This window comes from Chitinophaga sp. MM2321 (assembly GCF_964033635.1).
Taxonomy (GTDB): domain Bacteria; phylum Bacteroidota; class Bacteroidia; order Chitinophagales; family Chitinophagaceae; genus Chitinophaga.
Genome location: NZ_OZ035533.1, coordinates 1,145,331 through 1,170,301 on the forward strand (window position 1 = coordinate 1,145,331; position 24,971 = coordinate 1,170,301).

At 44.7% G+C, this 24,971-nt stretch carries 13 protein-coding genes; 12 read left to right on the plus strand and 1 reads right to left on the minus strand.

Annotation, left to right across the window (positions count from 1 at the left end; genetic code table 11):
* The first annotated feature begins 18 nt into the window (after window positions 1-18).
* The 8 genes from ABQ275_RS04375 (at window position 19) to ABQ275_RS04410 (ending at window position 15,206) form a co-directional block, all read left to right on the plus strand.
* On the plus strand, window positions 19-1,356 hold the full coding sequence (locus tag ABQ275_RS04375) for an ATP-binding protein (protein WP_349317055.1): 1,338 nt from the start codon (window positions 19-21) through the stop codon (window positions 1,354-1,356).
* Window positions 1,357-1,921: 565 nt separating this feature from the next.
* The gene (locus ABQ275_RS04380) at window positions 1,922-5,104 is read left to right on the plus strand and encodes a TonB-dependent receptor (RefSeq protein WP_349317056.1); all 3,183 of its coding nucleotides are present in this window, start codon (window positions 1,922-1,924) and stop codon (window positions 5,102-5,104) included.
* A gap of 11 nt (window positions 5,105-5,115) precedes the next feature.
* Window positions 5,116-6,777 (plus strand): RagB/SusD family nutrient uptake outer membrane protein, encoded by a 1,662-nt coding sequence (locus ABQ275_RS04385; RefSeq protein WP_349317057.1) that lies wholly within the window; start codon window positions 5,116-5,118, stop codon window positions 6,775-6,777.
* Between the two features lie 40 nt (window positions 6,778-6,817).
* Complete coding sequence (locus ABQ275_RS04390) at window positions 6,818-7,969, plus strand: glycan-binding surface protein (RefSeq protein WP_349317058.1); 1,152 nt, start codon at window positions 6,818-6,820, stop codon at window positions 7,967-7,969.
* A 29-nt stretch (window positions 7,970-7,998) separates the two neighbouring features.
* Window positions 7,999-8,601: a hypothetical protein gene (locus ABQ275_RS04395; protein WP_349317059.1), complete on the plus strand. Its 603-nt coding sequence runs from the start codon at window positions 7,999-8,001 to the stop codon at window positions 8,599-8,601.
* Between the two features lie 87 nt (window positions 8,602-8,688).
* Entirely contained in the window at window positions 8,689-12,873 is a 4,185-nt protein-coding gene (locus ABQ275_RS04400) for a two-component regulator propeller domain-containing protein (RefSeq protein WP_349317060.1), read from the plus strand.
* An 83-nt stretch (window positions 12,874-12,956) separates the two neighbouring features.
* Complete coding sequence (locus ABQ275_RS04405; RefSeq protein ID WP_349317061.1) at window positions 12,957-14,222, plus strand: glycosyl hydrolase; 1,266 nt, start codon at window positions 12,957-12,959, stop codon at window positions 14,220-14,222.
* Window positions 14,223-14,279: 57 nt separating this feature from the next.
* The gene (locus ABQ275_RS04410; RefSeq protein ID WP_349317062.1) at window positions 14,280-15,206 is read left to right on the plus strand and encodes a DNA glycosylase; all 927 of its coding nucleotides are present in this window, start codon (window positions 14,280-14,282) and stop codon (window positions 15,204-15,206) included.
* On the opposite strand, the gene ABQ275_RS04415 is transcribed toward ABQ275_RS04410, so the two are convergent.
* On the minus strand, window positions 15,203-15,730 hold the full coding sequence (locus tag ABQ275_RS04415; RefSeq protein ID WP_349317063.1) for a PH domain-containing protein: 528 nt from the start codon (window positions 15,728-15,730) through the stop codon (window positions 15,203-15,205). The genes ABQ275_RS04410 and ABQ275_RS04415 overlap by 4 nt on opposite strands.
* Window positions 15,731-15,899: 169 nt before the next feature.
* Here ABQ275_RS04415 and ABQ275_RS04420 point away from each other — a divergent pair, with 169 nt between their 5' ends.
* The 4 genes from ABQ275_RS04420 (at window position 15,900) to ABQ275_RS04435 (ending at window position 24,968) form a co-directional block, all read left to right on the plus strand.
* On the plus strand, window positions 15,900-18,617 hold the full coding sequence (locus ABQ275_RS04420) for a GH116 family glycosyl hydrolase (protein ID WP_349317064.1): 2,718 nt from the start codon (window positions 15,900-15,902) through the stop codon (window positions 18,615-18,617).
* Between the two features lie 39 nt (window positions 18,618-18,656).
* Window positions 18,657-19,391, plus strand: coding sequence for a GDSL-type esterase/lipase family protein (locus ABQ275_RS04425; protein WP_349317065.1), 735 nt, complete (start codon window positions 18,657-18,659; stop codon window positions 19,389-19,391).
* Between the two features lie 270 nt (window positions 19,392-19,661).
* Window positions 19,662-21,794 carry a hypothetical protein gene (locus tag ABQ275_RS04430; RefSeq protein ID WP_349317066.1) on the plus strand — a complete coding sequence of 711 codons (2,133 nt, stop codon included), beginning with the start codon at window positions 19,662-19,664 and terminating at the stop codon, window positions 21,792-21,794.
* A gap of 108 nt (window positions 21,795-21,902) precedes the next feature.
* Window positions 21,903-24,968: a TonB-dependent receptor gene (locus ABQ275_RS04435; RefSeq protein ID WP_349317067.1), complete on the plus strand. Its 3,066-nt coding sequence runs from the start codon at window positions 21,903-21,905 to the stop codon at window positions 24,966-24,968.
* Window positions 24,969-24,971 lie beyond the last annotated feature (3 nt).

Here is a 24,971-nt window from a genome sequence, read left to right on the forward strand (position 1 = left end):
TAAAAAGGAGATTTTATTTTGGAGACAAATCATCAGCATATTACCAGCTCACTCAGTTTTCTGCAAAGTTGTATTAACAGCAGGTTGGCAGATTATTTCAAACAGGAGCATGCCACCGCCTTCTCTTATCCTGAATGGCAGCCGGATGGCAACGACTCCGCCTTTAGTGATTTTCTGTCGTTGTATCAACCCAACAACGAAGAACGCATCATTTTAATGCTGGCACTGATGCCACATGTACAGCCCAATTTTCTGGATGCAATCATCCAGCAGTACCTGCCTGATGGCGGCGATTTCCAGGAGATCGGCGGCGTAAAAGGTACCAATCACCGGGGCACACTACCCACCGGGGAAACCGCTCTATTTGTGCTGGCAGGCAATGACATCTCCAAAAGATTACAGGCTACCAGTTATTTTTCCGGGGAACATTTCTTTGCGAAAAACCACATCCTTTCGCTGGAACAGGTGAAAGAAGGAGAGCCGCGCATGAGTGGCAGAATTTTGCTGGAACCCGAATATATCGATCTGTTTACAACAGGAACGGTGAGCCCACCTGCTTTTAGTCCCGACTTCCCTGCCCGCCCGGTAACTACCGCCATGGAATGGAGCGACCTGGTGATCAACACAAAAACAGCCAACCAGATCAATGATATAAAAGTATGGTTGCTGCACAACGGTACTTTCATGCGCGACTGGCAGATGGATAAACGGATCAAACCCGGCTTCAGAACCTTGTTTTACGGTCCTTCAGGAACCGGTAAAACATTAACGGCCACCCTGCTGGGAAAGGAATTTAAGAAGTCCGTATATCGTATAGATCTGTCGCAGATCGTTTCCAAATACATTGGCGAAACCGAAAAGAACCTGGAGAAAGTTTTCAATAAAGCAGAAAATAAAGACTGGATCTTATTTTTTGATGAGGCAGATGCCCTCTTCGGCAAACGTTCCAATGTACAGAGCGCACATGATAAATATGCCAACCAGGAAGTATCTTACCTGTTACAACGTGTGGAAGACTTTCCAGGGCTCATCATCCTGGCTTCGAATTATAAAAGTAATATAGACCAGGCTTTTGTGCGCCGCTTTAATTCCATCATACACTTTCCAATGCCCAACGCCGAAGAACGTTATGCGCTCTGGCAAACAGCCCTCCCTGTCAAAGCACCGCTCGAACCCGGCGCCGACCTGCAAAACATTGCGCTCCGGTATGACCTGAGTGGCGCTGCCATCACGAACGTCATTCAATATGCCTCCCTCCAGACCATTTACCGAAACAGCCCTACCATCTCTGTAAATGATATTTTAGAAGGTATCAGAAGAGAATATGAAAAAGAAGAAAGGGTTTTTGTGAAGTAAAATTTCTTAGTGGTTTTTTTTCTGTAAATCATCTGCATAAATCATCCCCATAAATCAATCGCTAAGATCGGTCCCGGAGGGACCGATCTTAGCGAAGACGCCATTTTATACCCCACGGAACCGGCTACACGCAACCGGTTGTTACAGGAAATAAATCCCCCAAATTTTCCTGATATACCCACTATTGTTAAATAATTTCCGGTTTTTGAAAAATAAAATCCTGTTAATCAGTCATTTGTAACTGCTTAACATTTGTGGTATAATCATTATCAAAGCTGATATTGATTCTACACAAACTACTTTAGCTTCAGTTGTAATTCCAAACGTTATGAAAAGTAAAACTGCCGGACCGGCAGATTTTGCGGAAAAGCGATTGCCTGTACCGTAAGATCTGCTTTACAACCAAAGAATAACTGACATCCCTTATTATTATTCCACTGAGTATCCACGCGCATCATTCCACTTTAATAAACATGCCTGACAACTTTCACTGTAGAAAGCTTCCAAAATCAAGTTAAACTAAACGTTATGAACCAATTATCTACTAACCTTAATTCATTTTAACATGGGGGAAAAATTAAAAAGAACAAGCGTAAGAAGCTGTCTTATTCTCAGCCTCTCATTGTTGCTGATCAGTTTTACCGGCATCGCCCAAACCCATAGGATTACGGGATTGATCACCACTGCCGATGATGCCAAACCTTTACCAGGAGCCACTATCCTGGTGAAAGGAACTAAAATATCGGCTATCAGCAATGCCGATGGCAGATATGTGATCAATGCTGACGCAGGAAGTATCCTCGTTTTTAGTTACATAAGTTTTCAATCCAGGGAAATGCTCGTTTCGGACAACAACGTGATCAATGTTTCGTTGACCAGCACGGCCAGCAAACTGGATGAACTGGTAGTTGTAGCCTATGGAAAAGTAAAACGCGCCAACCTCACTGCCGCGCAAACAACTGTCACATCAAAAGAGATGGACAGAACGGTCAACACTACCCTGGAACAGGCCATTCAGGGTAGGGCAGCCGGCGTGTACATTACACAGAATTCCGGTCAGCCGGGCGGTGGCATCTCTGTGAATATCAGGGGTATCAACTCGCTCAATGGTACCAATGAGCCACTGTATGTGATTGACGGCGTGCAGGTAGCCGGACAAGCCGTTGCCTTCGGTGGACAAAGTTCATCTAACCCGCTGGCAGGTTTAAACCCTGCTGATATTGAAAGCATTGAGGTATTACAGGGCCCTTCGGCCACTTCTTTGTATGGATCAAGGGCTACCAACGGCGTACTGTTAATCACCACCAAACGTGGTAAAGCAGGGGATACCAAGATAGATTACACTTTCCAGCATAGTATACAAACACCGCCGCCTCACCTCAAAGTAATGGACTTACAACAGTATGCACAGATGGTGAAAGAGTATCATGCGCTGGCAGGAGGAGGTACGCCGGCAGAATTTTTAGATCCATCTCTGCTGGGAAAAGGAACCGACTGGCAGGATGTGTTATTTAAAAATGCCGACATGGACAAACACCAGTTGAGTTTGAGTGGAGGAAATGACAAAACAACCTATTACCTGTCGGGCGAATACCTGAAACAGGATGGGATAGCAGCAGGTTCCGGTTTTGACAGGTATGGTTTCCGGCTGAACCTCGATAATAAACCGCGGGAATGGGCAACTATCGGCGCTAACCTGAGCTTTAACCAAACGAATGAGAGCCTGGGTACCAGCCAGGAAAATGTGATCTCCAATGCGTTGCAGATAACACCACAAATCCCCGTGAAAAATATGGATGGTAGCTGGGGTGGTGGTGATCTTACCAATGGTGCCAATCAGTACACACCGGTAAACCCTATCGCCATCGCTAGTTTAAATCAGAATAAAAATACCCGCAGACAGTTCATGGGAGGACTGAACATCGGTATTACCCCTATAAAGAATTTATCTATCAGATCATCTTTTAATACCAATGTCGGTTATTCAAACGCGATGATCTTCCTGCCTACTTATGCCATTGGATGGGCAGTAAATGATAAAGCTTCCCTGACCAACACGAGTAATGTAAATACTTATTGGAGCTGGAACCAGTTGATTGAGTATAACGGAAAACTGGGAAAACATAATTTCAATGTAATGGCCAGTCATGAAGCACAGACATCGGCGTGGAAGAATTTAGGTGCTAACAGAACAGGTTTCCTGACCAACGATTTGCCGGATCTGGCCGGGGGCGATCCGCTGTCTGCCACCAACACAGGTGGTCAGGGAGACTGGGCGATGGAATCCTACCTGGGCAGGCTCAACTATGATTACGACAACCGCTATATTGTTTCCGCTACTATCCGGGGGGATGGTTCTGCCAATTTCGGAGAGGATAACAGGTGGGGGCTATTCCCCGCTGTATCAGCAGCATGGCGGATTTCAAGAGAATCATTTTTTAATGTTCCTTTTATCAGTGAGTTGAAATTACGTTTGGAAACCGGTACCACCGGTAACCAGGGCGGCGGTGGAGGAATTTATTCTCCTATGACCTCGGCGGCTACACCTTCAGGCACCGGCTTTTTACCCGGCCGCTATCCCAACCCCGGATTACAATGGGAGGAAACCCAGACGAACAATATCGGCCTGAATGCAGGATTGTTTGATAACAGGATCCAGGTTGAATTTGATTATTATGTAAAAAGTACAAACAACCTCCTGATGATAAACCCGCTGCCGTGGTACATGGGGACCAATGGTATCGGTGCTGTAGAATCACCTACGGTAAATATCGGCGCACTGGAAAACAAAGGATGGGCCATCACCATCAACACTACCAATATCAGGAACAAAAACTTCAAGTGGGAGTCTAACTTTAATATCTCCGGCTTTAAAACAAAAATTAAAAAATTCAATTCAGATGCATCCCAGTTGAACCGCACTTCCTGGTGGATGAATGACTGGACCCAGCAATCTGTTGTAGGTAAAGCGCCATGGCTTTTCCTGGGTTATAAAGAAGAAGGCATATTCCAGTCTGTTGAAGAGATAAATAAAAGTGCCGTGCCGGCAGATAATACCGGTCAAAGATTGCCTACCAATGTAGATAATATCTGGGTGGGAGATGTGAAGTACAAAGATATCAGTGGCCCTGACGGCGTGCCTGATGGCATCATTGATATCAATGACCAGACATTTATCGGTAACCCTTATCCCACATTGTTTGCAGGGTTTACCAACTCTTTCTCTTATAAAGGTTTCGACCTGAGCATCCTTATTACTGCCACATCAGGAAATGATGTGTATAACTACCTGGCCAGGGTAAATGCAAATCCGAATAATATCAATACCAGCAGGAACCTGTTGGTAGCAGCTATGGATTATGCAAAACCGATTACCGGTACTGACGGGTCGGTAACACTCGAAAACCCCGGAACAGATATCCCCAGGATTTCTCACGGACCAAATAGTAACTACGGACGCATTACGGACAAGTATGTGGAAGACGGATCGTTTATACGGCTGAAAAATATATCGCTGTCATATAATCTGCCTGCTTCCCTGTTAGCAAAACAAAGAGTGGTACGAGGTGCGAGGATCACAGTGGGTGCGCAAAATGTGGCCACCCTCACCGGTTATACCGGCTTCGATCCGGAAGTAGGGGGATATGTGGGTAGGGATGCATCAGCCGGTAATCAGGCCATAGGGCTGGATTACGGGCGGTATCCACTCACACCTGTTTATACATTGAGTGTAGGCGTAAACTTCTAAAAACACTGGTTATGAAAAAATTGAAACGTATATATTTCCTGGTTCCGGTTCTTATCCTGTTTGCCTGTTCAAAGGATTTTTTGAACAGACCACCTAAAGATGCGATTGTTGATGCAAACTTTTATAAAACCGATGCGCAGGTATTGGCCGGTACTGCTTTATTATACAGTAAAGTATGGTCTGATTACAATGGGCGGTCTGCTATCAGCATCGGTGATTTCCGGGCAGGGACCTCTTTTTCCGGGTACAATGACAAGGACAACGTAGAGTTTAATACCACCGCCAATACCACCGCCAATGGTGCATCGTGGCGCTCCTTCTTTATTGTGATCGGGCAGTCTAATCTTGCTATCGCCAACATCAACCAGTATGCGGGAGAGGGTGTGTCACCACAGATTAAAAAGATGGCCATTGCAGAAGCCAGGTTTATGAGGGCCCTGGCATACCGCTACCTCGTGATGAACTGGGGAGAAGTACCTATTATAGAAAACAACCTGACCTTACTTTCTGATACTACTATCAGCAGGAATACCATTCCAAGCGTATGGCGGTTTATCACCAATGAAATGATTGCCGCTGCAGAAGATCTGCCGGAAACACCGGTGAGCCCCGGCAGGCTTACAAAGTGGGCTGCTGAAGGCATGCTCGCGCGTTTTTACCTTACCAGGGCCGGAGTAGGCGCCAATGGCGCCGGTAACAGGGATCAGACCTATTTAGACAGCGCGAAGTATTATGCGGAACGTGTGATCACTAAAAGCGGGAATGTTTTATTGAAAAATTATGCAGACCTCTTCCTGTTTCCCTATGATAATAATGCGGAATCGCTGTTCTCACTGCAATGGGTATACGCACCTAACGACTGGGGCGCATCCAACGCATCGCCTTCTGATTTGAACTACGACAGCAAAATGTGTAACGGCGATGGCTGGGGTGGTGATAAAACCGCCAGTTGGTGGATCATGAGCAAATATGAAGGCATGATTAATTATGGCGATACGCTCATCAGTGGCAGAACACTGGACCAAAGACTAAAGGCCACCTTTTTTATGCCAGGCTCCTTTTACCCGGAAATCACCGAAAAATTACCGGACGGCACTACGCCTAAATTAATATATCCGTTCAATGGTACAGACAACAATTTCCTGTGCATTAAAAAATATGTAACAGGTCGTGCTGCGGATGTAGGCGGGCAGTCGGCCACCCAGAATTATGGCAATGATACCTATATGATGCGCCTGTCGGAAATGTACCTGATCTATGCTGAGGCGACTTTAGGTAACGCCGCCACCACTACTGATGCGAAGGCACTCGACTATTTCAACGCAGTACATACCAGGGCCGGTCTTCCACCTTACGATAAGCCACTCACAGCGGATGCTATTTTTAATGAACGCATCGTTGAATTTGCCATGGAAGGAATGGCATGGTATGACCTCGTAAGCCTGCATTACTATAATAAAGCAAAAGCCTACAGCATTTTAAATTCACAATACAGGGGACTTTTCTTTACATCACCGGATAAAATGCCGGACCCTACCTCCTGGAAATGTGTTAAAACATCATGGGTAACATTTAAATATATCACGGCCAACGACGGTAACTTCCGCATCCCGATACCTGCGGCAGAAATAAGCCAGGCGCCAAACCTGAAGAAAGAAGCAGTAGATTATTAAGCCGGGTAAATTCATCTGTTCTCATAAAAATGTATCTCACATGAAAAATATATATCGCTCCTTACTGCTACTTGCCATAACGATGGCTACGGTGGTATTTTATACTTCCTGTAAGAAAGACAATGACCTGCCCAACAACGGGGAACCCAGGATCAGCTATATCCGGGTAACAGACCCTGTGTCCGGAGACTCCTTACTGGCAGCGGCTGCCCAGGGAATGCTCATCGCTATTGTAGGGGAAAACCTACAGGATGCAAAGGAAATATGGTTTAATGACCTGATGGCCTCCTTAACACCCACCTATGTTACCAGCACTACAATCCTGGTAAGTGTGCCCAGTAAAATTCCGACGGTAGTTGATAATAAACTGAAGATTAATTTTTCCAATGGAAAGACGCTGGAATATTTCTTTCCTGTAAAGATCGGTGAACCCATCATTACGCGGATGGACTGTGAGTATGTACCCGATGGTGGTGTGGCTACTATCTCCGGAAATTATTTCTATGAACCGCTTACCGTAACCTTTCCGGGTGGCGGCGTAGCAGAAATTGTGTCTGTAGAAGATGAGATGGTTAAAGTAACAGTACCGGCAGGAGCACTGCCAGGGCAGATCACGGTGAAAACAAATTTCGGTGAAGTAGCATCCGACTTCTGGTTCCGTGACAACAGGAATATATTCATCAGCAGTGACCCATTCTCCGGTTGGTGGGGATCTGGTTTCGTGGTTAGTAATCCCGGCCCGGAGGACCCTGCCACTATCAATGGAAATTATATCAGGGTAAAAGACGCCATATCCGGCTGGCAGTGGAAGGAAGTAGTAGGCGGACCGGCAGATGCAATGGGCGCCATCAGCAAAAACATTCCTGATGAGGCGATTCTTAAACCGGAAAATTTTAACCTGAAATTTGAACTCAATACCAAAAAACCTTTCAATGCTAATGTCATAAAATTATGTGTTGGCGTAGACAATGACTCACACGGTGATTACTTATGGAATCCGCCATACGATACCAAAGGCGTGTGGCAAACGGTGATCATACCATTTGAAGAAGTAGCGGCTGCCTATAACAGTAAACTAACGGTATCGCCTACTGGTTATTACGCCCGGGTATTATTCCATGGTGGCGGTGATCTCAACTGTGATATGTCTTTTGATAATTTCCGCGTGGTACCGAAAGTCATTAAGAAATAAATGGTATTGAAAAAAAATAATCAATGAAGATGAAAAAAATATTCAACCAACAACTACTTTCCTTACTATGCCTGTTCCTTATAACGGCTGCCGGTATCTCCTGCAAAAAGGATAAAACGACCGATGCCGGTATCGTGGAATTACTGAGCTTCGGTCCTTCCGGTGTAAAGCATGGAGAAAAGATCAGTTTTATCGGCAAGCACCTGGATAAAGTAACCGCTATAGAACTGGCCGGCGCTACAGTGGCTGCTGCTGCATTTGTAGAACAAAGCGCGGAACTCATCGTCATAACGGTACCGTCGGAAACAGAGAAAGGCCCCGTAACGCTGAAGGTGCCGGAGGGAGATATTGTCTCAAAGACACCTTTAAACCTGGAAGTAGTGGTGACCATAATATCCATACCGGCTACCACACACGTAGGGGAAACGATCACCATCAAAGGCGAAAATATGAACTGGATAACCGGGATGTGGTTTTCCAACGATATCGCTGTTACTGAGTTTGTAAGTCAATCCGTTACTGAGCTGGTCGTGAAAGTGCCTGCTGATGCAGTCACCGGAACACTGTCATTTGCAGTAGGCGGTACGGAACCGGTTACGGTGGAAACAGAAGAAGAGCTGGTAGTGCAATAAAAGGAATGATGGCCGCCACCAAACTTCCGGGCGGCCATCATTTACATTTTTTTTCGTACTTTGATTAACCGCACACCACTCAACCAAATGAAATTAACTTGTATTCGATACCTGTCTGTTTTACTACTTTGTTGTACGACTGTTTTCGCCCAGGAAGGCCAATATACTTTTTCGCACCTGGATGTTAACGCGGGCCTGTCTCATAACGGTATCACCTGCATTATAAAGGATTCCAAGGGCTTTTTATGGTTTGGTACTTCCAATGGATTAAATAGGTATGATGGGTCCAGGTTTAAGGTATACAAGCACCAGTTACACGATAGTGCCTCTCTCAGCGATAATTTTATCACCAGTATTTATGATGCACCGGACAATAAGTTCTGGATAAAAACACAATCCTGGTATTCAATTTATGATCCTATAACAGACAGTTTTGATGAGGATGTGATGAAACTGTTGAAACCATTGGGCATCCCGGATTACCAGGTAGAGAAGATCCTGAAAGCAAAGAATGGTGATTTCTATTTTCTGCACGCCACCAGCGGACTTTTTATACTAAATCATCTCACCGGGAAAGTTAAAAATTATATTGCTATCCGGGGAGATGCTACCTCCCTGCATGGTGTGAATGTAGCAGACATGGCAGAAGATTCCAAAGGAAATTTATGGATCGCCTACCAGGACGGCTGGATCGAAATGTTTGATACCCGGACGAATAAAGTTGTTTACCATACACCTGCTATTGAACGGCTGGCAGCTGAGAAAAAAGCAGACCGTTATAATTTATTTATTGACCGGGATGATGATATATGGTTGTATTCAAAAGTAGGGATAGGCGTGTATTACATCAATCCTTTTCAGCAAACAGTCAGGCATATTCACAAAGATTCGGAAGGAAGCAGGTTGAATACCTATATCGTGAATGCTGTTATCCAGGATAATGAAGGAAAGATATGGATCGGAACAGATCAGGGCGGGATAAATCTGCTTGATAAAAAAGATTTCAGTATTCAGTATTTATTGAAGAAGGAAAATGATAACAGGAGTATCCGACAGAATAGCGTTACTACTTTGTATAATGATCCATCGGGTATGATATGGTTGGGAACCTATAAAACAGGTATTGACTATTACCATCCCAGTATCCGGAAATTTCCCTTGTTTAGCCACAACGCTTTACAGCCGGGAAGCCTGGGGTATAACGATATCAATGCTTTTGCCGAAGATGCCAAAGGCAATTTATGGATTGGTACCAATGGCGGTGGACTGATTTATTTCAACCGGCAAACAGGCAGCTTCACGCCTTATCTCAACAATAAAGCAAATACGAACAGTTTAAGCAATAACGTCATTGTAAGCCTTTGTGTGGATCATGAACAAAAGTTATGGATCGGCACCTACTTTGGCGGCCTGGATTGCTATGACGGTAAAACATTTACACATTACCGGCATCATGACGCAGATACCAATAGTATTTCTGATAACAGGATCTACGAAATAATGGAAGATTCAGATCATAATATATGGGTGGCAACCCTGTCGGGCGGACTTAATATGTTTGACCGGAATAAAAAGACTTTCAAAAATTACCGCGCCTACAGACCGGGTTCTATTCATTCTGATTATGTGTTTTCCCTGTTTGAAGACAAGAAAAAAAATATCTGGATCGGTACTTCAGATGGAATAGATGTATTACAAAAGGAAACCGGTGAGTTTTTGCATTATCAACATGAAAATACAGATGCCAACAGCCTGGTGAACAACAATGTCTTTTCACTGATAGAAGACAGCCGGGGGAATATCTGTATCGGTACCCGCGAAGGACTGAATATTTTAGATCCCCGGACCAATAAATTTAGTCTTTACCGCACAGAAGATGGTTTACCCGATAATAATATTCTGGCTATCCAGGAAGACCGGCAACATAACCTTTGGGTGAGTACCGCGAACGGTATCTCCAACGTAATTATATCTAACGGAAAAAATGGCTATAAACTGAACTTCATCAACTATGATGAAAAAGACGGATTACAGGGGAAGCTATATAATGAAGATGCTTCCTTCATGACACGCGCAGGTGAGATGATATTTGCAGGTGGTAATGGATTTAACCTGTTTGATCCGGCCATGATAAAGATGAACAGAATTAAACCGGTATTGGTTTTTACAGATTTTCAGATGTTTAATCACACGGTTAAGCCGGGTGAAAAAATGAATGGACAGGTAATCCTTGCGGAATCTATTACCAGGGCAAAATCTATTGTTTTAAAATATAATCAGAACTTCTTCTCAATAGAATTTGCCGCACTGGATTTTCTGAATCCGGATAAGGTCCGGTACCAGTATATGATGGAAGGACTGGATGAAAACTGGGTGACTTCGGATAATAAGATCCGGAAAGCCACCTATACTAATTTAGATCCGGGCAATTATGTTTTTAAAGTGAGAGCATCTTCTGATCATGCTTCCTGGAACGAAAAAGAACTGAGCCTGAACATACAGATCTTACCCCCTTTCTGGAAAACAACACTGGCATATGTTTGCTATGCTGTTGGCTTCCTCGCCGGCTTGTTTTATTTGCGCTATCGGGGCATCAGGAAAATACGTATCCAGTTTTTACAGGAGCAGGAAAAGCAGGAAGCGCAACGTATCCAGGATCAGAAATGGCAGGAAGCAAAACGGATGCACGAACTGGACAGACTGAAAATAAAATTCCTGACGAATGTAAGCCATGAATTCAGAACACCGCTTTCCCTGATCATGGCGCCGGTAGATAAAATGCTGCAACACCCGCAGCTGGCGGAACACATCGGACAGATGAACCTGATTAAACGGAATGCCCGGCGGCTGTTAAATCTCGTAAACCAGTTGCTCGATTTCAGAAAGATGGAGGTCCATGAATTGAAACTGGATTTAAATACCGGCGATATCATCAAATTCATCAAAGACGTTTCTTTTTCTTTTATGGATATCGCTGATCAAAACCGGATCCGCTTTACGTTTGATACAGATACGGAACAACTGGATACCACTTTTGATCATGATAAAATAGAGCGTGTCCTCTTTAACCTGTTGTCCAATGCATTTAAATTTACGCCACCCGGTGGCGATGTAAGCGTGTTGCTGAATTGCCTGGAAGAAGAAGTGGAACCAGGTATCAAGCTGCTGAAAATAAATGTAATGGATACTGGTATCGGTATTCCTGCTGATAAGATGAATAAAGTATTTGAACGTTTTTACCAGCATGATATACCCACTTCCCTGATCAATCAGGGCAGTGGTATCGGACTTGCTATCACAAAGGAATTTGTTAAAATGCATCAGGGTAAAATAACGATTGAACAGATCCCCACAGGAGGAAGTTGTTTTATCGTGGAGTTGCCTTTGCCGGTGTTGAATGAAGTACCGGCTACGACGGAAGAAACACCTGGTTTAATACCCGGAGAAATGTCTAAAGTTTGCAGGCCGGGTAAACTACAACATAAAAAACCAATTGTGCTGCTGGTAGAAGATAATGAAGATTTCAGGTTTTATCTGAAAGATAATTTACGCGAAACCTTCAATATGCTGGAAGCCGTAAATGGGAAGGAAGGCTGGCAAAAGGCGCTGGCACTGCATCCTGACCTGATAGTAAGCGACATCAGCATGCCGGAAATGAACGGACTGGAATTGTGTGCCAAAATAAAAAATGACAGCAGAACTTCTCACATCCCCATTATATTACTGACTGCGCTGATGGGAGAAGAGTACCAGATGAAGGGATTGGAAACAGGCGCCAACGACTACCTGACCAAGCCATTTAATTTTGAGGTGCTGCTTTCCAGGATCAGGAACCTGCTCACGTTGCAGACGACTATTAAAAACGTGTATACCAAACAGGTGGATGTTCAGTTGTCTGATGTGCCTATACAGTCGGTGGATGAAAAGTTTATGGCGAATGTGCTCACTTATATTGAAGAAAACCTGCAACATTCAAATCTTACGGTGGAGGAACTCAGCAAGCATATGTGTATGAGCCGCGTATCGCTGTATAAAAAGATGTTGACACTGACCGGTAAAACGCCGGTTGATTTTATCAGATCGATCAGGTTGAGGAAAGCGGCGCAAATGCTGGAGAAAAGTCAGCTTAGTATAGCAGAGATCTCCTACGAAGTAGGTTTTAATACCCCGCATTATTTTGCGAAATCCTTTAAAGCGGAGTTTGATGTGCTTCCTTCCGTATATGTGAAGCAGTTCCGTGAAGAAAAGGACGCGGAAAAGACGGCGCCATAGCGCATTGCAGCGCCTTAACATTCGTTTTATATTCTTTTGGAATAGTGGTATCTGTCCTGCCGCCATTATACTATATTCATCGCATGACACACTTTTTTTTAAATACGGCATCGCTGTTGATGCGATTCAATTTCAGGAAGGTTATACTTCTGCTGACTTGTTTTACTTCTTCCCTGACTTCTTCCTGCAAACAAGACAATGTGCCTGTGACAACGCCGCCACCGGCGGAAGACGTGGCGCCGGACCTCCCTACGATCCGCTCCTGGCTAACGGATAAAAACGCAACCGCCGAAACCGCGGCGCTTTTTTATAACCTGCAACAGCTAGCTAAAACGAATATCCTTTTTGGTCATCAGGCTGATACCGAACAAGGCTATGGTTGGGGTGATGCTTCCGGCACCAGTGATGTGAAAGCAGTAACAGGCGCCTATCCGGCGGTATATGGTTCAGACTTTCTTTTTATCGCTTCTTTTCAACGCAACAGCTGGTTCGATAATCAGGCGCAGATAACGAAGGCACAAGCCATTGCAGCCTATAAAAGAGGGGGTATTAATACCTTCTGCTGGCATTACTGGAATCCGGTGTCCAGCGTAGTGGCTACTGATTGGAATGAAGGTGTTAACGGCGATTTCTACTGGGATAATTCTCCCGTTCCTGCAGTACAACAAATTTTACCCGGCGGCACACATCATGCCGTATTCAAGGCTTCCTTAAAACGGGTAGCAGATTTCGCTAAGTCGCTGATCAGCGATGGTAAATCCGTTCCTGTTATTTTCCGTCCTTTTCATGAATTTGATGGCGACTGGTTCTGGTGGGGGAAAGCGCATTGCACGGCTGCAGAGTACAAAGACCTGTACCGCTTTACAGTAACTTATCTCCGCGATTCGCTGCATGTAAATAACTTCCTGTACGCCTTTTCTCCCGACCGCAATTTTACGACGGAAACACAATACCTGGAACGTTATCCCGGCGACGAATATGTGGATCTCGTGGGCTGCGACAACTACTGGGACCTGCGCGCCAATGGAGCAGATATTATATTAGCTGCTTCCAAACTTAAAATTGTGTCGGATTATGCCAAAGCGAAAAACAAGCTTGCTGCCCTCACAGAAACAGGCCTGGAGCTAAAGGCCAACCCAACAAAAAACGACTGGTATACACAAACACTTTTAAAAGTACTGAAGCAACAACAGGTAGAACTGGCCTATGTACTGTTATGGGCAAACAGGACCAATGCCTATTTTACACCTTATCCAGCGCACCCGGCTGCTGCAGACTTCACAAAATTCAAGCATGATCCTTATCTGATCTTTGGAGATAAATTGCCGGATGTTTATACCATCAGGTAAAGCACATTATCGCAAGAACCGGGTTGGATAAGAGTACCAGGCAATTAATTTTGCGGGATGGATAAAAATTTGATCCGGATACCGTTTGATCCTTCTTTTAATTTCAGAGAATGCCTGTGGTTCTTAAACAGAAATTATGACGATTGTTTGCATCGGGTAAATGATACGTATATAGAGAAAGCATTGATCATAGATCAGCAACCTGTTTTATTCCGTATTGATGCTGATAGCGCGCATTTAATAGTAACGATCCTGGAAGGCCCGGTGACAGTGGCTATTAAAGCAGCTATCCGGTGCTACATAGCAGAATGGTTCGATATGGACCGTGACATAAAGCCGTTCTATAAATTATTGCGGCAGGATAAACGATTGTCTTATATGGCAAAAGATTTCGCGGGACTACGGCTGATAGGTATCCCTGATTTATTTGAAGCAATCTGCTGGTGTATCATCGGGCAACAGATCAATCTTGTTTTTGCTTATAAGATAAAAAGAAGATTGGCGGAGAAGTATGGCACTAAAGTCATTTATGGTGATACGGTTCATTATATATTCCCGGATAGTACAGTGCTGCAATTAGCTACCATGGAGGATTTGCGGGCAATGCAGTTTTCTGCACGCAAGGTGGAATACCTGGTCACGGTGGCGAAGGCTTTTTCAAATGGGACACTCAGTAAAGAAATGATCAGAAATTTACCTGATTTCAGTGCGAGACAACAGGCGCTGATCCGTATCAAAGGCATTGGTATCTGGACGGCCAATTATGTTTTAATGAAAAGTTTGCGGGAACCTTCGGGTATCCCTTATGGTGATGCAGGTTTGTTAAATGCATTGATAAAACATGGCATCATCCGGGATAAAAAGGAGCAGGCGGCTATGACGCTTTTCTTTCAGCAATTCGTGGGGTGGGAGAGTTACCTGGCATTTTATTGTTGGCGAAGCCTTGCCGGCAGCCAGGCGCAAGTGATACATGGTAAAAGCTAGCGTGACTGTTTAATAATACTTGCTGTTTTTTTTTGTCTGCTTCTTTTATCATTTAATTCAATCATAAATGCAAGATTATCTGATGGACTGATAATGATCTTTTTGTAATTACATACGATCAGTACGAGCGATGACCTGTTGGTACACCACATCTGGTAGTTGCCCATGTAAGCGGATTTGTAGATGCCTAAATAACCAAACAGGCCACCGGAGCCAAATAGCCGGATGCTTCCCCTGAGGGTGGTATTGTCGATAATGTCGGCCGCTTTCATGTCTTCAAAGGGCAGGAAGATATTTGAAAAAGGACGTCTGATAAGGATGCCATCATGTGTGATCTGATAGTATCTTGGACTGAATCCCCAGGTAATAAATATAGCGATGAATAATACCAGGATAGCTATACTGCCGGGGGCTTTGGCGCCCGGTATAGCAGTGCTGAATGCCATGAGCATCAATAACCCGATGATAATAATTAAATGGGTAATTATTTTTGAGAAGGTATCATGTTCTGCACTGTACTTCATAATATCCTGATTGATAAATAGAATGTAACACAAGTATAAAGATAATCATTGTATAAAATAGCCCGTCATTACATTTTTATCCGTTTATATTACAAACAGATAATCAGATATTTTGTATATTGATTGCACCATATATTTTTATGGTCACCCTGATTTTTCACGCGATATTATGAATAACCAAATACCGAGAAGAAGTTTTCTGAGAAATGCAAGTTTGCTGGCAGCCGGTGTGGTAGCCATTCGTTTCCCTTTATGGGCCAGGAGTCCATGGGCTCCTGGTATGCCCGTACATAATATTCCTTTCAACAAAGGCATTGATACCGCGTGGCTGAAATCACTTTATGAGCAAGGTAATACTACTTCCTGGCTGAAGAGCCGGAATGAATTAAAATATATAGGTATGCCCGTAGGTGGACTCCATGCAGGTACCGTTTATTTGGGTGGTGATGGCCGCTTATGGCTTTGGCAGATCTATAATGAAACAATGGAACCCACGCATGAAGGTATCGATCCAAAAACGGTCAACTGGAACGATGGTAACACGATGCGGAAAATACGTTCACGTGATGGCTCGGCCTATATAGAACCGGCTATTGCGGATAACAGGCGGATACTGGATCAGGGCTTCGCTATCCAAATTATCCGGGACGGCACAACATGGATCAAGGAACTGAATGAGGAACACTGGGACGAGATAAGTTTTGAACCTGCTTATCCAACGGCGTTGGTCACCTACAGCAGTAAAGATTTCCCGGTAACGGTGCAGTTGAAAGCTTATGCGCCTTTCATTCCGCTGGATGCGGATAACTCTTCACTGCCGGCTACTATACTGCGCCTCGAAGTAAAGAATACTTCCGATGCCGCCATGGATATTTCCTTGTTGGGATGGTTGGAAAACGGCGCTAATAAGCTTACTGCCAAAACCGGAAAAGGAAAGCGGCGTAACCAGGTGGATACAGCTGCCGGCAGGACCAGCTTATTTTTTGATTACGACACACAAGACGCTGCATCGTTAACGGCTACGGATAGTGGAAACATGTGCTTAACACTCCATGGCGCCGGAGGTAAAGCCAATACTTCACTACAGCCATGGCCTGTAACAACGGCCTGTTTTGAGGAAGTATCAACTGCTGTTGCCACGCAGGATGCGCCGGATAAATTAGTGGGTGGTATCGTTGTAGCAGAACGCATTGCCGCCGGGCAGGCATTGAAAGCTGATTTCTCTGTCACCTGGTATTTTAATCAGCTGCATCCCAAACTAAAAGAGCTGGTGGCAGATGCAAAGGACGGTTATTATTATGCGGCAAAGTTTAAAGATGCGTTGGCGGTGAGTAAATATCTTGCGGCTGATTTTAATAAGCTCACAACCACAACGGATCTGTGGCAGCAAACCTGGTATGGTGGTACGTTGCCGGATTGGTTCCTGCAACGCACCTTTATAAATATAGGCACCCTTGCTACTGCCAATACGTATCGTTTTTCGGATGGTCGTTTCTGGGGATGGGAGGGTGTAGGCGCGTGCCGGGGTACGTGTACGCATGTATGGCATTATGCGCAAAGTGTAGCGCGTATCTTTCCGGAACTGGAGCGTGACCTCCGGGCGCGGGTAGATCTGGGTACCGGGTTTAAGGAAGATAGCGGTGCTATTCTTTTCAGGGGTGAAACTGAAAAACGGCCAGCCATCGATGGGCAGGCCGGCACGATCCTCCGCTTTTACCGGGAGCATCAGATGAGTAAGGATGATACCTTTCTCCGCACCAACTGGCCGAAGATGAAAAAGGCCATCGGGTTTATGCTGGCACAGGACAGTAACGGCGACGGCCTCACAGATACCCCGATGCAAAATACACTCGACGCCGTTTGGGAAGGAGAAATTGCTTGGATTGCCGGACTCTGTATCGCCGCAGCCGGTGCGGCACAGGCAATGGCAACAGAAGCGGGTGATCATGCCTTTGCTGGTACCTGCGCCACCTATGTGGAAAAGGGCCGCAGGAACATGGAAACAATGCTCTTTAACGGAGAATATTTTATTCACCGGCCTGACGCCGTTTTGGGAAGAGCGAAGCTGGGGGCCTATAATACTTGTCATATTGATCAGGTGTTGGGACAAAGCTGGGCTTTCCAGGTAGGTCTGCCGAGGGTCCTTGATAAAGAAAAAACAGTAACTGCTTTAAAAGCATTGTGGAAGTATAATTTCACGATGGATGTAGGGCCTTATATTAAAACGCATACAGGAGGACGCCCCTATGCATTGGCGGGAGAAGGCGGAATGATCATGAACACCAATCCGCATAATGAGCCGGCGCCTTATGGTGATCGTACAACCTGGCAACTCGGTTATTTCCACGAGTGTATGAGTGGTTTTGAACACCAGGTAGCAGCGCACCTGATGGCCGAAGGAATGGTGGATGAAAGCCTGGTGCTTACACGTGTTATCCACGACCGCTATCATCCTGCTAAAAGAAATCCTTTTAATGAAATTGAATGCAGTGATCATTATGCCCGTGCAATGGCTTCCTATGGTACCTTTATCAATGCCTGCGGATTTGAATACCATGGCCCCAAAGGTTACATCGCATTTGCCCCGCGGATACAGCCGGAAAAATTTAAAGCGGCATTCACTGCTGCGGAAGGCTGGGGCACGTATAGCCAGTGGAAAGAGGAGCATGGTCAACAACACGCCATAAAGCCTGTATATGGTTCATTGCGTGTGAAAGAAATGGCTTTTGAGCGGATGGGTGGGCAACAGACAGTAAAGGTGATGGTAAAATTAAATGGTACCAACCGGCCTTTGCGTTTTAAAACAGCAGGTAACAAAATATATATTTCACTTGCGAAGAAATTAACGATACAGGCGAATGAAACGCTTGAAATCATGATTGCATGAAGAAGTACATTTAAATGATTCATGTATTATCTTGCCTCCATGAAAATCGGTATTTTATTATTGCTATGTATCTTTTTTGCTGCCTGTTCCAGTCATAGGGCTATTGTGGAAAACCGGCCCTATACCGTACTCAATAAGGGTATAGCGGGTAATAATACCAATGATCTGATGAAGCGGGTAAGCGCAGATGTGTTAAACGAACAGCCTGATCTGGTGATATTACTGGTGGGTGCAAATGATATGATCAACTCGCATAAGTTTGTCAGTTATCAGCAGTTTGATAATAATTACCGTGCGTTGATAAAAAGTATAAAAGATAAAGGAATAGCCTTAGTACTAATGAGTCCTTTGCCGGTTGATTCCGGGTATCTTTTCCAACGGCATGAGCGGGCGCTTTTCCAGCAGGACCCTAATAGCAAGCTGGATTCAGTTACAACGATAGTGAAGAATATTGCAGCAGAACAACATCTTGGTTTTATAGATCTTAACCGCATCTTTAAAGACCGTGGAGAACCCGGTAGGGGCGCTCATTCCCTGATTGTAAATGCAGCCAATATGGGAAAAGAGGATGGTGTTCATCCCACTAAAGAAGGATACCAGTTTATGACGACGGTGATCTATAACTATCTGAAGAAACATCGACTCCTGCGCAAAAAACATAAACTGATTTGTTTCGGTGATAGCATTACCTATGGTGCTTTTATGGATGGTGCAGGTACAACAACCGGTGATACCTATCCTGCGTTGCTCAAAAAACGCCTCAACGGAAAATAGATATAATACCATATATAGTGAAAATGATGCTTCACCCCTCCGGGGCAGATAGTGTTTTGTTGAAACCCCGGCAAAAATCATCCTCAACAGATAAATATCTCTCCATATATCAGTGGTTTAAAATATTAAAACAATACAAACCTTGTTTTTTAAAATAATTTATATAATTTAGCCTTTAATGCAGAATTAATTTATAAATAAAGATTGATTTAGAAATATAATTTACTAAATACCACAACCAAAATCACTGCGTTAGTTAAAATGTGCCATATGAGAATAAAGCTATTCATCACTTCTTTATTTATGTTGCTGGCATTGGCGAAAAACGCCTTAGCCGGAGAAATACGCTTAATATTCTGCGGAAGCGCCACTAACGATTTATACCTTCTTCTCGAAAAAGAAAACCTTCCACTGAAACGATTCAACACACCGGAAGAAGGTGTCAAAGCCGCCGCAAAAGGCGATGCACTGATCATTGTAGCAGATGGCTACCCGGCTACAAGGGTAAACATCTCCCCGGCTTTGCTACAAACGGCGCAAAGTAAAAAACTAAAAATTTATATCGAATACCCTGCTGCCATTCCGGGACTCGACCTCACCGGCGATACCCTCCATACACAACTGGAACGCGGCGTTGTAACCAGCACCGTATTTGGTGATCGGCTCAAACCCATGAGCATCCTGGGTATCAATGACTGCTACGCCATACCTGTTAAAGTAAAAGATCCACTCATTATACTGGCCAAAGTGGCCGGACTCGACAAAGCCGAATATGGCATCGATGATGTACCACAATATCCGCTGCTTTTTACACAAGGCAACATGATGCTGGCTACTACCAAAATGACCAATTTCGCTACGGGCCGTTACGGTCCGGATGACGCCTGGAAAACAATCTGGTCCTATATCCTCACATGGATGACTGGTAAAAAGATCGACGGTTTTCACTCATGGCCGGCGTACGTTGTACCTATGTATAGTAAAGATGCTGTACTGCCTACAACAGCGAAAGCTGTCAGCATTCAGAAAGGCGTAGAGTGGTTTTCAAAAGGACCTTTCTATATTCATCCTGACTGGAAAGATGAATGGATTAAATACCAGGGAGACGGCACAATGCCCGTTGCTGCACCACTTTCACCGGGTCATGCAAACGGAAACGGGTTGCTCGGATTACTCGAAGGCCATGCTTCTAAAATCTATTACGACGGCAAACAACAATACCGCTACTGGCTCCGTGCAGATGTACAGGGCGAAGCTGCCTATGCATTAGCTGCTGCCGGTAAATACCTTAACAATGCAGACTATCAGGACAGAGCAAAAAATCTCATCGATTTTGTTTTCTCTGTTTCCAACCTGCGGGCCGGTGAAAGGAATAATTTGAAAAGTCCGAGCTATGGACTTATCGGCTGGTCAAACACCCATCCATATGTGTATTATGGTGATGACAATGCACGCGCAATACTCGGTATGCTGGGCGCTTCCGCTTACCTGGGCACCGACAAATGGAACCAGCAGATTGTAGAATGTATCATCGCCAATTTCCGTACTACCGGTAAAAATGGTTTCAGAAGTGATCGCATCGAAGACAAAGATCTTCAGAAGAATGGCTGGAAATATTATTGGGATAGAGATGTGGTAAATCCTGCTCCTCATTTTGAATCATGGATGTGGGCACTCTACCTGTGGCTATACGAAAAAACCGGTTATCAGCCTTTGCTGGATAAAGCCAAAACAGCTATACGCATCACCATGCAGGACTATCCTGATAAATGGAAATGGACCAACGGTATCCAGCAGGAAAGAGCCAGGATGGTGCTGCCACTGGCCTGGCTGGTACGTGTGGAAGACACGCCTGAACATCGCCAATGGCTCGATGTGATTGTGCAGAAAATATTAGAGAACCAGGACGCTTCCGGTGCTATCCGCGAAGAACTCGGCGCCGGTAAAGGTAAATTTGGCCGCACCGCTTCTAATAAAGAATATGGCCTGCATGAAGCACCACTCATCTTCACAAATGGTGATCAGATTGCTGACATGCTCTACACCAGCAACTTTGCTTTCTTTAGTTTGAACGAAGCTGCTCAGGCAACCGGTAATCAACAATACAAAAACGCTGTAAACCGCCTCGCTGATTTCATGACACGTATCCAAGTGAAGAGCGATAAATTTAAAGATCTCGACGGCGCCTGGTTCAGGGCATTCGAATACAACCGCTGGGAATACTGGGCATCCAATGCAGATGCTGGCTGGGGCGCCTGGGGCACACTTACCGGCTGGACACAAAGCTGGATAGTAGCCACACAAGTGCTGACAGCAGATCAACAGAATTTCTGGGATCTCACCAAACAATCAACCGTTAAAGAAAACATGGCACCTGTGATAAAACAGCTGTTCAGCGAATAAAAATGTAACAACTGTACCGTGCAATAAAATCTGTATATCCGCGAAACCTGTGCGTAACCACACAGGTTTCGTATACTCATACCATTCATCAATCAAATTCTGTTATCTATGGGGAAAATTACACTCCACAGGCGATTGGGCATTATCCTTATTTTGCTCCTGGCCATTTTTCAACAACCAGATGCCTTTGGGCAAAGCGGTCATTTATTTAAAGGAAAGGTTAAAGATGTGGACGGCACACCTTTACCTGGTGTAAACGTAGTGATGAAAGGAACCACCAAAGGTGCCACCACAAATGGTTCGGGTGACTTCCAGTTTTCAGGTACTACGGCTACGGCTACACTTGTTTTCTCATTTGTTGGCTACGATTCAAAAGAAGTAGAAGCCAGCAGTCAGCAGGAAGTAAATGTGTTCCTGCAATCATCCAACAAACAAATGGGCGAAGTAGTGGTAATAGGTTATGGTACACAGAAGAAAATTAACCTGACCGGCGCTGTTTCTGTTATCGATGGTAAAACAATGAACAACAGATCCGTTGCTTCTGCATCACTGGCATTGCAAGGCGCTGCACCAGGCGTTACGGTTACCCAGCAATCAGGCGTACCTGGTGGCGATGGTGGTACCATCCGTATCCGCGGTATCGGCTCTATCAACGCCGGGCAAAATCCACTGGTATTGATAGATAATATTGAAATGAGTATGGATGCAATCGATCCCAACAACATCGCGAGCATCTCTGTACTGAAAGACGCTGCTGCTGCGGCCATCTATGGTTCCCGCGCTGCAAATGGTGTTATCCTCATCACAACCAAAAGAGGAACAAATGGTGTGAACGTTAGCTACAACGGTTATCTCACCAAACAAACACCTACCGACCTGCCGGTTAAAGTAAGTGCACTCGACCACATGAAACTGTGGGACGTGGCACAGGTCAACAGTGGCCTGCCACCTGCTTTCACACAACAGATCGCAGATTATGAAAAACTCGGACCCGATAATTTTTCCAGGTTCAATACAAACTGGAAAGATCTCGTATTGGTAAACAATGGTTTGATGCATAACCACAACATCAATGTATCTGCCGGTAATGACAAGATCAAAGTTTTTGGTTCCGGTAGCTATCTGGGTCAGAATGGTCTGACTGCCAACACAGACTTTAACCGTATTGACCTCCGCTTTAATACAGACATCGCCCTCACGAGTAAACTGGGCGCTTCCGTAGATGTAGTGGTAAACAGGTCTGAACGCAACTGGCCGGGCAACTCTAACCCGCAGTCAATTATCCGTTATATGCTGGGCTTACCTGCAACAGCACCGGGTCAATATGATACCGGTGAATGGGGCGAAGGATGGTCTAACACCAACCCCGCTGCACAAGCTAAAGACGGCGGATTTGATAAGCTGATTTCTGATACGCGTATCCTCACGGGAACACTTACCTATAAGCCTATCAAAGGCATGGAAATCCTGGCAAGCTATAGCTCGAATTTCCTGGTGGATCGCGGCAGAAAATTACAAGGACAATATCAGATCTATACTGCTGATGTAGCCAATAATAAACTGGATTTTGCACGCCCCTGGCCAAACTTCAACGCGATCTATGACAACAACGCGCAAACAAAACGCAACGTATTCAGAACCCAGGCCAGCTACAACTGGAACATGGGCGATCACGCATTCACCGTACTGGGTGGATTCTCTACAGAGCTTTTTAATACCAGTTTTGTAAATACGTATCGTCAGAACCTGATCTCCGAATCATTGCCTTACCTGGATGCCGCAGATCCTTTGGGACAAACACTTTCCGGTTCTGAAAGCGAATATGCCATGGCTTCTGCTTACTCCAGGATCAACTATAACTATAAAGAAAAATACCTGCTGGAAGTAAATGGCCGTTTCGATGCTTCTTCCCGTTTCAGAAAAGAAAACTGGTGGAAACTGTTCCCTTCTGTGTCTGCAGGATGGCGCATTTCCGAAGAAAATTTCTGGAAACCGATCAGCAATATCATCACCAATGCAAAGATCAGGGCTTCCTATGGTTCATTGGGAAATCAGAACCTGTCCAGCTATTACCCTACCTATGCTTTGTATAGCTCAGGCAGTGCGTATAATTACTATTTCAATAACGCCATCAATGCAGGTTATGCAGTCAGCACCGCAGCTAACCCTTTCATTAAATGGGAAACATCTAAGATCCTTGATATAGGCGCTGACTTCTATACTTTAAACAACCGCCTGAGTGTGACCGCTGATTATTTCAAACGTGAAATCACAGACATGTTGCAACTGGATGGGGTACCTACCTACGTGGGACTTGGTGCACCGTTCATCAACATTGGTTCTATGCGTAATACCGGATGGGAACTCGGTCTGGGATGGAAAGACAGGGTAAATGAATTTTCTTACAATGTGCAGTTTAATATCTCTGATGTTAGAAACGAAGTTACTAACCTGGGTGGAAAAGAATACATCAGTGGTGCGCTGATCACGAAGGAAGGATATGCATTGAATTCCTATTATGGTTATGAAGCAATGGGTTTGTTCCAGTCACAGGAAGAAATTGACAAGGCGCCTTTCCATTTTGCCAACACAAAACCAGGTGATATCCAATACCGTGATATAAGTGGTGCTGCCGGTACTCCTGATGGCAAGATAGATGCTTACGACCGCGTGGTGCTGGATAACTCATTCCCCAGGTATGAGTATAGCCTGAGCCTCGGTGGCCAGTACAAAGGATTTGATGTCAATGTATTTTTACAGGGTGTAGGCAAACGTAATAACTATATGTCCGGCACCGGTGCGCAGCCATTTTATTCTGCGAGCTTCCAGGGAACTATTTTCGAACATCAACGTGATGCCTGGTCTCCTGAAAATACAGATGCTGCTTATCCGCGCCTGACTGCCAACAGTATCACCAACAACTACGTAGCTTCTTCCTTCTGGATGAAATCCGGCGCCTACGCGCGTTTGAAGAACGTTGTACTGGGATATACCCTGCCAAAATCTTTAACCAGTAAGGCCAAAATTAAATCAGTAAGACTGTATGTAAGCGGACAGAATCTGTTTACATGGGATAAATTCTTCCCGGGATTTGATGTTGAACAAACAAATACCGCTGGTGAATTCTACCCGATTATGAAAACCTACACTGTTGGTCTTAATGTAAACTTTTAAGTA